General features: G+C 56.7%; 11 protein-coding genes. 3 read left to right on the top strand and 8 right to left on the bottom strand.

Annotated elements, in window-relative coordinates:
* Window positions 1–168 precede the first annotated feature (168 nt).
* Both pyrF and yciH read left to right on the top strand, forming a co-directional pair.
* Window positions 169–909 (top strand): orotidine-5'-phosphate decarboxylase, encoded by a 741-nt coding sequence (gene pyrF, locus N7V53_RS11315; protein ID WP_279793413.1) that lies wholly within the window; start codon window positions 169–171, stop codon window positions 907–909.
* On the top strand, window positions 906–1,232 hold the full coding sequence (gene yciH, locus N7V53_RS11320) for a stress response translation initiation inhibitor YciH (RefSeq protein WP_279793414.1): 327 nt from the start codon (window positions 906–908) through the stop codon (window positions 1,230–1,232). Before pyrF ends, yciH begins: the two co-directional genes overlap by 4 nt.
* Window positions 1,233–1,338: 106 nt before the next feature.
* On the opposite strand, the gene osmB is transcribed toward yciH, so the two are convergent.
* From osmB to N7V53_RS11335, 3 genes are all read right to left on the bottom strand, one after another.
* Window positions 1,339–1,557, bottom strand: a complete 219-nt coding sequence (gene osmB / locus N7V53_RS11325) for an osmotically-inducible lipoprotein OsmB (protein WP_034812242.1) — start codon at window positions 1,555–1,557, stop codon at window positions 1,339–1,341.
* Window positions 1,558–1,812: 255 nt separating this feature from the next.
* On the bottom strand, window positions 1,813–2,571 hold the full coding sequence (locus N7V53_RS11330; RefSeq protein WP_279793415.1) for a DNA-binding transcriptional regulator YciT: 759 nt from the start codon (window positions 2,569–2,571) through the stop codon (window positions 1,813–1,815).
* 88 nt (window positions 2,572–2,659) lie between these two features.
* Window positions 2,660–2,842, bottom strand: coding sequence for a hypothetical protein (locus tag N7V53_RS11335; protein WP_023478666.1), 183 nt, complete (start codon window positions 2,840–2,842; stop codon window positions 2,660–2,662).
* A gap of 189 nt (window positions 2,843–3,031) precedes the next feature.
* On the opposite strand from N7V53_RS11335, the gene N7V53_RS11340 reads away from it, so the two are divergent.
* On the top strand, window positions 3,032–3,901 hold the full coding sequence (locus tag N7V53_RS11340) for a crotonase/enoyl-CoA hydratase family protein (RefSeq protein WP_023478610.1): 870 nt from the start codon (window positions 3,032–3,034) through the stop codon (window positions 3,899–3,901).
* On the opposite strand, the gene pdeR is transcribed toward N7V53_RS11340, so the two are convergent.
* The 5 genes from pdeR to sapF all read right to left on the bottom strand — a co-directional run bounded on the left by pdeR (window position 3,898) and on the right by sapF (window position 11,284).
* A complete protein-coding gene (pdeR, locus tag N7V53_RS11345) occupies window positions 3,898–5,889 on the bottom strand; it encodes a cyclic di-GMP phosphodiesterase (RefSeq protein ID WP_279793416.1) in 1,992 nt (663 codons plus the stop codon). The two genes, N7V53_RS11340 and pdeR, sit on opposite strands and share 4 nt — an antisense overlap.
* A 293-nt stretch (window positions 5,890–6,182) precedes the next feature.
* Window positions 6,183–8,117, bottom strand: a complete 1,935-nt coding sequence (locus tag N7V53_RS11350) for an exoribonuclease II (protein ID WP_042714825.1) — start codon at window positions 8,115–8,117, stop codon at window positions 6,183–6,185.
* Between the two features lie 110 nt (window positions 8,118–8,227).
* Window positions 8,228–9,388: a CMD domain-containing protein gene (locus N7V53_RS11355; protein WP_279793417.1), complete on the bottom strand. Its 1,161-nt coding sequence runs from the start codon at window positions 9,386–9,388 to the stop codon at window positions 8,228–8,230.
* A gap of 177 nt (window positions 9,389–9,565) precedes the next feature.
* Window positions 9,566–10,354, bottom strand: coding sequence for an enoyl-ACP reductase FabI (fabI, locus tag N7V53_RS11360; RefSeq protein WP_023478625.1), 789 nt, complete (start codon window positions 10,352–10,354; stop codon window positions 9,566–9,568).
* Between the two features lie 123 nt (window positions 10,355–10,477).
* Complete coding sequence (gene sapF / locus N7V53_RS11365) at window positions 10,478–11,284, bottom strand: peptide ABC transporter ATP-binding protein SapF (RefSeq protein WP_279793418.1); 807 nt, start codon at window positions 11,282–11,284, stop codon at window positions 10,478–10,480.
* Between the last annotated feature and the right edge of the window lies 1 nt (window position 11,285).

Raw genomic sequence — 11,285 nt, forward strand, 5'->3', positions numbered from 1 at the left:
TTAGTTACAACATACTTGTGGGATTTTCTAAAACGGTTTCATCAACTCCTGTGCGATCTGCGCCTTGCAGGTAAGGGAAACTGTTATTTCACTCGCTGCGCAGGTAGAATGCTGCCCGTTTATCCATTTTGCGCCTGAGCGGGTGCCCTCATTTCAGAAGGTCTGATCATGACGTCCACTGCTTTATCGACTTCCCGCGCGGTTACCGACTCTCCGGTCGTTGTCGCCCTCGATTATGCCAACCGCGACAGCGCCCTGGCTTTTGTAGACCGCATCGATCCGCGCGATTGCCGCCTGAAAGTGGGCAAAGAGATGTTCACGCTCTTCGGGCCGCAGTTTGTGCGCGAGTTGCAGCAGCGCGGTTTCGATATCTTCCTCGATCTGAAATTCCATGATATTCCCAACACTGCCGCCCATGCGGTAAAAGCGGCGGCGGATCTTGGCGTCTGGATGGTTAACGTCCACGCCTCGGGCGGCGCACGCATGATGACCGCAGCTAAAGAGGCGCTGCTGCCATTTGGCGCAGATGCACCGCTGCTGATTGCGGTTACCGTGTTAACCAGCATGGAAGCGAGCGATTTGCAGGATATCGGCATTACCGCCACGCCTGCGGAGCATGCCGAACGCCTGGCACGTCTCACACAGCAGTGCGGGCTTGATGGCGTGGTCTGCTCGGCGCAGGAAGCGGTGCGTTTCAAAAGCGAGCTTGGGCAGGCATTTAAACTGGTCACACCGGGTATCCGCCCGCAGGGCAGCGACGCAGGCGATCAGCGCCGGATTATGACGCCCGAGCAGGCGCTGCAGGCCGGTGTCGATTACATGGTGATTGGTCGTCCGGTTACGCAATCTGCCGATCCGGCGCAAACGCTGAAAGCAATCAACGCCTCATTAGGCAAGGGGAGAGCATGAGCGATAACAACAGCCGTCTGGTCTACTCCACCGAAACCGGCCGCATTGATGAAGAGAAAGCGCCCGTTGAACGCCCAAAAGGCGACGGCATTGTGCGCATTCAGCGCCAGACCAGCGGGCGTAAAGGCAAAGGCGTCTGTTTAATCACCGGCATCGATCTTGATGACGAGGCGCTAAGCAAACTGGCGGCCGAGCTAAAGAAAAAATGCGGTTGCGGCGGGGCGGTGAAAGAGGGCGTTATTGAGATCCAGGGTGATAAACGCGACTTGCTTAAAACATTGCTGGAAGCAAAAGGCATGAAAGTAAAACTTGCCGGTGGCTAAAAAAGAAAGGCCGCGTTATTCACGCGGCCTTTTATTTACGAATTTTTTAAATCAGACCTGAAAGAAAGTAGATTTCTTGATATTTATTTGCCGTAGTACCGACTAATTATTTACCGACCTGATGGCCAATAATACCGCCGACTGCTGCGCCGCCCAGCGTGCCGAGCGTGCTGCCGTCTGTTAATACAGCACCGCCAAGCGCACCCGCACCCGCGCCAATCGCGGTGTTACGAGAACGTTTATCCCAGTGACCACAAGCGCTCAAAGACATTGCCAGGGTAACTGCCAGTACTGCTGCGGCCATTTTTTTACTTGTTAACATCATCATACTTTCTCCTGAATAATCGATTCACGGAATCAGAGGCTCTCTAAGTATAGTCTTAGAAATAATCTGAAAGATCTTCCGTGAAACCTTGCTGCGCAGGGGTAATGCAATCACCTGAGTGATAATTACTCCCTGTTATATCGCTGATAATAATTTTACGCAGCGGCACGCAACAAACCAGGTAAAAACTCTTAATAAAATGCTCAGAATCGTCTCAGAAAAGAGAGAGATAGCCCGCCTTAGCGGGCGAGGGAATCAGGCGATGGATGGGCTTTGAACAATATCAATAATCAGACCTGCCTCTTTAAGCTGGCGCTGTGCCTCGGCGGTAATGGCGTCATCTGTAATCACCCGCTGAAAACGCTCAACCGGCCCGAGCGTATAAGGATGCACGACGCCAAATTTTGAGCTGTCCGTCAGCACAATCGCCTCGCTCCCTTTTTCCAGCACCGCGTTTACCACATCGGTGCGCATCATATCGCGCCCGGTAAAGCCTGTTTCCGGTTGCCAGCCATCAATGCCGATAAAGGCCTTACTGAAATGCACCTGCGAAATGTACTGGCGCGTCAGCGGCCCCACCATGCTTTCACTCTTTTTCTGGTAAATGCCGCCGAGCAGAATCACTTCGCACTGCGCCGATTTAAGCAGATGCGCGATGTAGCTGCTGACCGTGATAATGGTGATATCCCGCTGCTCGCCAAGCTTGCGGGCGAGGAGGGCGTTGCTGCTACCGTTCTCGATAAACACTGTTTCACCGGCGCTGACCAGCGAAGCGGCAAAGTCAGCCAGCTCGCGCTTAACGGCATAGTTAGTCAGCATCCGCGTTTCGACATCTTCGCTGTCGAGCGGCACTGCAAACCCGTGAGTGCGACGTAGATAGCTCTGCTTCTCCAGCGTGTTCAGATCCTGGCGAATCGTCACTTCAGAAACGCCGGTCATACGGGCAAGATCGGCAACGCTCATCTGACCTTTGTCGATGACCGTTTGCAAAATAAGTTGTTGTCGGGAATTCATAGCCACACTTTTTATCTTTCGCGCGAATGTAAATCGCCACGACTGCGGTGGCATTCCCGGCTGCCGCGTCATGGCGAAAAGAGATTACTTAAATTTCCCAGGGCGTTTTCTGCGTGCCTGAGTGGGGGGGCTGGTCGCTGTTATCGAGATCCCGCAACTCCGTCTTCAGAATTTCCAGATTACGGATAGCGGACTGATAATCTCCGGCCACCAGAATATCAAGCACGGTATCGATCCGGCCGGCCAGCTGTTTTACATCGATCTCTGCCATACCTTCACCTTCATATCGAAAAACGAATAAATTCAATGATGCAGAAAAGCGTTTAAAAAGAGAAGGGAAAAAACCACATCTCAGGCGCTTCTCTGCATGAAGTATATATTCATCCCTCCGCCCGTGGTCGGTCAGAGCGTGACGTAGTCTTTGCAGGCGCGCAACGCGCACTATCTGGAGGAATACGCAATGACGATAAGTAATCAACCGACCTGCAAACTCTTTACCGATGAACAACGTTTCACGCAACTCTCAGGTTTTTACGAAGAGGAGCGGCGCACCGTATGGATGATGCTGCGCGCGAGACCGCGTCCCTGCTTCAACCATCAGCTGATTGAGGAGATCATGAACCTCTCCTGGCTGGTCAGGCAGAGCGGTTTTGCCGTTGACTTCTGGGTCACCGGATCGCTGGTTCCCGGTATGTTCAACACCGGCGGCGATCTGCACTTTTTTGTCGAGTGCATCAAAAACGGACGCCGTGAAGCGTTACGCGCCTATGCCCGTGCCTGCGTGGATTGTGTGCATGCGGCGTCACGCGGTTTTGACACCGGCGCAATTTCGCTGGCGATGATCGAAGGCAGTGCGCTCGGCGGTGGCTTTGAGGCCGCGCTGGCGCACCATTTTGTGCTGGCGCAGCGCGATGCGCGCCTCGGTTTCCCGGAGATCGCCTTTAACCTCTTTCCCGGCATGGGGGCCTATTCATTGGTTTCGCGCCGCTCGGGGATGAAACTGGCGGAAGAGCTTATCTATAAAGGGGAGTCCCATTCGGCGGAGTGGTATGCGTCAAAAGGGCTGGTCGATGTCGCGTTTGAAGAGGGACAAGGCTTTATGGCCGTGCGTACCTTTATCGATACGCTGCAACCTCGCCTCAATGGCGTGCGTGCCATGCTCAGGGCGCGCCAGCGCGTGCTGCAACTGCCGCGCAGCGAGCTGATGGATATCACGGAGGATTGGGTAGATGCCGCCTTCTGCCTGCAAGCGAAAGATATCGCCTATATGGAGCGCCTGGTGCTGTTGCAAAACCGCCATACGGCGGTTGCGCTCAGTAAAGCCGGTTAACGCGCCTTGCGTTGCCGGTAGCATGTAAACCAACGTTCAAACGCGGCAGCGGGCATCGGTCTGGCGAACAGAAACCCCTGCCGCTCATGGACGCCATTGTCGGTCAAAAACGCATCCTCCTGCGCACTCTCCACCCCTTCAGCAATCACCTGCAGTTTAAGCGCCGCCGCCACCGCGACAATGGCGCGCACCAGCGATTGCGAAATCGGCTGTTGATGAATATCGCGCACAAAGCTCTGATCGAGTTTGATGGCGTTAAGGGGAAAGCGTGCCAGTTGTGATAGTGAGGAGTAGCCGGTACCAAAGTCATCCAGATGCACCTGCGCCCCCAGCGCGCTGAACTGCTGGATCACAGAGAGCGCCAGCGCTTCGTTCTCAATAATGCAGCTTTCGGTCAGCTCAACGTCAATCGGGCAGTCAGTAAAATGAAGTTCACTGAGCGCCCGTTTCAGATCGCTGAAGATGGTCTGATCGGCGAGCTGTCGCGCAGAGACATTCACCGCCACGCGCAGGTCAATCCCCTGGTCGCGCCATTTTGCCACTTGCCTGACCACATCCAGCATCACCCAGCGGCCGAGTGGCACAATCAGGCCGGACTCTTCGGCGTAGGAGATAAAATCGAGCGGTGGGATCAACCCGCGCTCGGGCGACTGCCAGCGCACCAGCGCTTCGAGGCTGCGCACTTCGCCCTCCCGGTTCACTTTCGGCTGGTAGTGAATCACCAGTTGCTCTTTATCCAGCGCCTTGCGCAGATTGGTATCAAGCCAGAGATACTCAAATACCCGCTGGTTCATCTCGGCGCAAAACACACAAAACTTGCCGCGGCCACTCTCTTTGGCGGTGTACATCGCGGTATCGGCATTACGAATCAGATTTTCGCGGTCGTTACCATGTTCGGGGGCGAGGGCAATGCCAATTGAGCAGCCGGAGTAGATCTCAATCAGCCCGATGCGGAACGGCGCACGCAATCGACATAAAATGCGCGATGCCATCGCCTCCAGCGCCACTTGCGAAGTGTCGGTCGCCAGCACGATAAACTCATCGCCGCCAAGCCGCGCCAGCACCTGGCCCTCCTCAAGACAGCCCAATATGGCCAGCGCAACGGCCTGCAACAGCTGGTCGCCAAACATATGCCCATAGGCATCGTTCACTTTTTTAAAGTTATCGAGATCGAGATAGACCACGCCGACCTGCGAGTCGCCGCGCGCGGCAATGGCATCGCTGATGCGATCCTGGATAGCGTTGCGATTGGGTAAACCGGTAACGGTATCGGTATTCGCCAGCACCCGGAGCCGCTCCTGGGCATGGCGCTCCTCGGTAATGTCGGTACCGGAGCAGATAAGGTAAACCTCGTTTTTACCGCTACCGCTGTGCACAAATTTATTGCGGAAGATAAACAGGCGCTGGCCTTTGCGCGTCTTCACCCAGCGCTCCACTTCGTACGAGGAGCCATCGCGGAAAAACTGGGTGATATTGCGCTTTGAGGCCGCCGCTTCACTGCGGCTCATAAACAGCTTGAAGACGTTTTGCCCAATCACTTCGTGCTCTTTCAGGCCGGTGTACTCTTCGCTCAGGCGGTTAAAACGCTGAATATTGCCCAGCCGGTCAAGGATCACGATCACCGAATTGGCTTCTGACACCACCTGCTCAGCAAAGGAGAGGCCCTGCACCAGATCGCGGGCGACAGCCTGAGTATCGTCCCATGTCGATGCGCTACCCGCCCAGGCATTACGGGTAATTTTGCGCCCGACAAGGTGAACCGTCACCTCTTCGCCAAATAGGGTGAGGGGCATGGTCAGGCTGGAGGTGATCACCGTCATCGCGCGGATCTGTGCCGCCTGCTCATCCGTCAGCGCCACCACCTGCGTTGTATCGGCATGCTCTTCAGGGGCGAAATGCAGGGCGTTGCTGTCAGCCGTAAGCCGCCAGTAAGGACTGTGTGAACCCAGATAGCGAAACAGCACGCTCTGTTCCTGCGTCTCTCTCATGCGTTCTCCCAACCTACCCGCCACAGGACGGGCACCTGTTGATGACCGACAACCGCCGTTAATGACAAAGCGGTTCTCCGTTAACGTATTGTTTTTATAGGAGTGGTGAGTAAAGCATTACCTGGTGTGAAAAGCAGAGACGGCTGCCGCACGCAAATGTGGGCGGTAAACAAACCGCTGCCTGATGTGAAGTGTGGTTGGTTTTCGCTATTTGTGGGAGGGAAAGTGCTTAAAAATGCGCAATATATCGGCAGAAAAGCGCTCCCTCCCGGACGGGAAGGAGCGTAGAAGCGTTACATCACCGGACGGGCGATCACGCTGCGGGTTTCCATGCGCACTTCGGCGATGGTGACATCAATGACATCCGTCACTTTGAACACCACTTCACCTTTGATCTGCACGGTGCCGCTCTCCTGGCTGCACACCAGCTCATCACGCACGGCATGAATGAACGGGGCAGGGATAAAGGCGACCGCGCCGTTATCCACAAGGCGAACGCGCATCCCGCCGCGGCTGACATCGATGATTTCCGCTGCGAAGCGGGTGTCGGTGCCGGCTTTGTTTTGCAGGAAACGGGCATAGAGCCAGTCGCCGACATCGCGCTCGGCCATGCGGTTCAGGCGACGGCGCTCGGCCATCTGCACGGTGGTCTCATCCTGCGGACGCACCGGCGTTTCACCTTTAATAATCGCTTTCAGCAGGCGGTGGTTGACCATATCGCCATACTTACGAATCGGCGAGGTCCAGGTTGCGTAGGCATCCAGCCCCAGACCGAAGTGCGGGCCTGGATTGATGCTGATTTCGGCGAAGGACTGGAAGCGACGAATGCGGCTGTCGAGGAACCCGGAAGGCTGCGCGTCGAGTTCGCGGCGCAGTTTGCAGAAGCCTTCCAGCGTCAATACTTCTTCAGCGTTCACTTCAACGCCGTGGGTTTTCAGCATCGCCACCAGCTGCTCGCTGTTCGCCGGGTCGAAACCTAAATGGACGTTGTAGATACCAAAGCCCAGCTTGTCGCGCAGCACGCGCGCGGCGCAGATGTTGGCGGCAATCATCGACTCTTCAACGATGCGGTTGGCAATGCGGCGCGGCTCGGCAACGATATCCAGCACTTCGCCTTTTTCGCCCAGCACAAAGCGGTAATCCGGGCGGTCTTTAAACACCAGCGCATGGGTCTGACGCCACTGGCCGCGCAAATCGCAGGCGCGTTTCAGCAAACGGATCTGCGAAGCGATTGCGTCATTAACAGGCTGCCACTCGCCACGGTTTTCCAGCCAGTCAGAGACATCGTCATAGGCCAGTTTGGCTTTTGATTCGATGGTGGCGGCGAAAAATTCAATGTTCTCTTCGATCGTGCCGTCGCTGTCCAGCGTCATGCGGCAGACCAGCGCCGGGCGCACTTCGTTCGCGCGCAGGGAGCAGAGATCGTCAGAGAGTTCGCGCGGCAGCATCGGAATGTTGAAGCCCGGCAGGTAGTTGGTGAAGGCGCGAATTTTCGCCGCATCGTCAAGCTTGCTGCCTTCGGCAATCCACGCGGTAGGATCGGCAATCGCCACGGTCAGCTGCAGCTTGCCGTCCGCCAGCTCTTCAGCGTAAAGCGCATCATCCATATCTTCGGTGCTGGCGCTGTCGATGGTGACGAAATCAAGCGCGGTCAAATCCACACGCTGCAGGCCATCATCGAGCATCTCTGTCGCCACGCCGTTCGGCGCCTCTTTTTCGAGGTTATGACGGGCAAGCGTTACCCACCACGGCACAAAGTGGTCATCGGAGAAGGTGATAAATTGCGTGAGTTCCGCGTAGAAGCCGCGATCGCCTTTCAGCGGGTGACGGCGCATCTCGGCGACCGCCCAGTCACCCTCTTTAAAATCATGCTCCACGCCGCGCGCGGCGCGACAGGGAATGGAGTCTTTGAGTAAAGGATGATCCGGCACAATCGACAGGCGGTCATCTTTTTTGTGCACTTTGCCCACGAAACGGGTCAGAAAAGGCTCGACCAGCGTTTCCGGCTCCGCGCTTTCGCGCTCTTTTTCCGTGTGAATAACGGCAACAATACGATCGCCGTGCATCACTTTTTTCATCTGCGGCGGCGGGATGAAATAGCTTTTTTGAGCATCGACTTCCAGAAATCCGAAGCCTTTCTCGGTGCCTTTAACAACACCTTCTGCACGCGGTGTCTGAGAGTGGAGCTGCTGTTTAAGCTGCGCGAGCAGCGGGTTATCCTGGAGCATAATCATCTATTTTCGTGGCTAAAAGAGCGGCTGACAGTTTTACGCGATTCCGCCTGTTGCAGCAAGCGCTCTTTCAGCAAAATCTCCTGCGCGCCGCCCGGTTTATAGCCTTACGCCGCAGGCTCGCCGAGGGCGATCTTCAGCCGGTTGATCCAGCCGCACAGGGCACAGCGCAGCAGCAGACTGAATGCTACCTGAGTGCTAAAACCAGCGTCCGAGAGCGCTGCAAGCTGGCCCGGGCTGAATCTGTCCGGTGCGCAGGTCAGCATTTGCACCGCCTGCACCAGAGTGCGCTCTTTATCGTTATCCGCCAGAAACGCGCTGAGGGCAGGTTCGCCCTGGCGCAGCGCTTCCCGCAGCCCGGCAGCATGAACGCCACGTTGCAGGCGCTCAGCAAAACAGCCGGTGCTACCGTTGATGCGCGCGGTTGAGGCTCCGACCAGCCAGCCCAGCGTTTTATTCGGCGTAATGGTATTCACCTGCTGGCAAATCTCGCCCAGTTCGTTAAGCAGCAAATGCTCGTGCGCCAGCAGCGGCGCAAGCTGACGCAGCTCGGGCAGGGGCTGCCAGTGGGCAAGGGAGCCCATCTGCGCGGCGTTTGATACACGCGGGTCAACCCCCTCAATCGCCGGTTGCCAGCCCGCGTTTGCATCGGCAAACAGGCTGGCATCAGCGGGCGGCTGCGTCTCCATGCCGGGAATATAGCGCACCGGTTGCCCCAGCAGCGCCTGCAAAATGGCGAGCACCCGCGCCTGGAAGGCGATAAACCCGACAATCTGATTGAAGAGCACAATATCGAACAGCGTCAGGCCGACCTCTTCGAGTTGCTGACGGGCGCGGGCATCAATCACCGACGGCGAGGCAGCTAGCTGACGCGCATATTGCGTGATCTGCGCCAGTCGGCAGTTGCTCTCTCGCGATGAATCGGGGGCCGCCAGAGGAGCGAGCCGTGCGGCGTAGTGGTTGCATAAACGCTGGACGCCAAACACTTGCGCCACGGTGAGCGCGGTGCTGAGCCGATCGTAGGCGCTGAAGGTGCGCAGCCGCGTGGTCTGTATCCGCTGCGGAAAGAGCAGGGCGTAGAGTTTGCGCGCGGGCGCGGCAATGGCCTCGACATCGCCATGCAAATCATCCGGCACAGTCAGGTCGAGCAGAAAGGGGTCATTAACGGTAGCGGCTTCGGGAACCAACGGTAGCGCGTGTACCCGGCTGGCGCTTGACTGGGTCTCATGATACCAGTGGCTTTTGCCTGCAATCCGGCGTTGTTCCATGGTCGTTCCTTGGTCTCAAAGTGGCGATCCGGGGACGACGTCAGGTCTTGGCTTGCCGGATCGGTGGTGCTGCTTAATCCTGGCGTAAGGGGGAGGCGGGATAAAAGATTGTTAGGTGATAACAAATATCAGAAAGGCATAAAAAAACGCCCCTTCGGTAGAAGGGGCATTGGGGAATTATTTGATTTCCAGCTCGTTCATCGCTGCGATGTTGAAACCGCCGTCAACGTGAACCACTTCACCGGAGATACCGGCAGAGAGGTCAGAGCAGAGGAACGCCGCAGAGTTGCCGACGTCTTCGATGGTCACGGTGCGACGGATCGGGGTAACCGCTTCGCAGTGTGCCAGCATTTTACGGAAGTCTTTGATACCGGAAGCCGCCAGGGTGCGGATCGGACCCGCGGAGATGCCGTTGACGCGCACGCCTTCCGGACCCATCGCGTTCGCCATATAGCGCACGTTCGCTTCCAGAGACGCTTTCGCCAGGCCCATCACGTTGTAGTTCGGGATAGCGCGCTCTGCGCCCAGGTAGGAGAGAGTCAGCAGCGCGGAGCCCGGGTTCAGCATTTCGCGGCAGGCTTTAGCCATCGCTACAAAGCTGTAGGAGCTGATGTCGTGGGCAATTTTGAAGCCTTCACGGGTTACGGCGTTAACATAGTCGCCGTCCAGCTGATCGCCCGGTGCGAAACCGATGGAGTGCACGAAGCCGTCAAATTTTGGCCAGACTTTCGCCAGGTCAGTAAACAGGGCGTCGATGCTCTCATCTTGCGCCACATCACACTCCAGCACGATGCTGGAACCCAGCTGGGCGGCAAACTCTTCAACACGGCCTTTCAGCTTGTCGTTCTGGTAGGTGAACGCCAGCTCCGCGCCTTCGCGATGCATAGCCTGTGCGATGCCGTATGCGATGGAGAGTTTGCTGGCTACGCCAGTCACCAGAATGCGCTTACCGGAAAGAAAACCCATAGCTTTAATCCTTATATTCATTGTTGTGGCGCTCGCGGCTCTGTTGGGGCGAGCGTCGTTAAAACGCGGCGATTCTATCATGAGTCGCCGTCTCCGTTAATCCGACCACTGAAAGGTTTGGTCTCAGCGGTCTTTTCGCCAGGCGTCGGCGGTTAAGGCTTCGCCAAAATGACCGGCAATTAAGCGTTTTGTGAGATCGTGCAGCGGCGAGGCGAGCACATCGGCAGTGCTGCCGCGCTCCACCACTTCCCCCTGATGCATCACCAGCACCTGATCGCTGATATGTTTCATCATGCCGATATGCTGGGTGACATAAATATAAGAGATACCCTGTTTCTCCTGTAATTCCAGCATCAGGTTGATTAACTGCGAACGCATCGACATATCGAGCGAGGCCAGCGCTTCGTCAGCAATAATCACTTTCGGGCGCAGGATCAGCGCGCGCGCCAGCCCAAGGCGCTGTTTCTGCCCCGGCGCCAGCATGTGCGGATAGTAGCTGACGTGATCCGGCAGCAGGCCGACCATGCGCAGGGTTTCCAGGATGCGTTTACGCCGCGCGTCCGGCTCCAGATCGGTGTTGAGACGCAAAGGGAAATCAAGGATCTGCGACAGCCGCTGGCGCGGGTTAAGCGAGGTGGTCGGATCCTGAAAAATCATGCGGATATGCTGGCTGCGGAAGGTGTAATCGCCGTAATGCAGCGGCTTATCGTCAATCACCAGTTCCCCGGCGGTAGGGGCAATCATTCCCGCCAGCATTTTCGCCAGCGTCGATTTTCCTGAGCCGTTCTCGCCGATAATCGCCAGCGTCTGCCGTTCGCGCAGGGTAAAGCTGAGCGGCTTCACCGCTTCAACGGTCTGGCGGCGGAACCAGCCAGTGCGGTAGCGAAAGGTTTTGCTCAGGTTGCGCACTTCAAGTAAGGTTTCAACCATC

It is taken from the genome of Kosakonia sp. HypNH10, assembly GCF_029850615.1.
GTDB lineage: Bacteria > Pseudomonadota > Gammaproteobacteria > Enterobacterales > Enterobacteriaceae > Kosakonia > Kosakonia cowanii.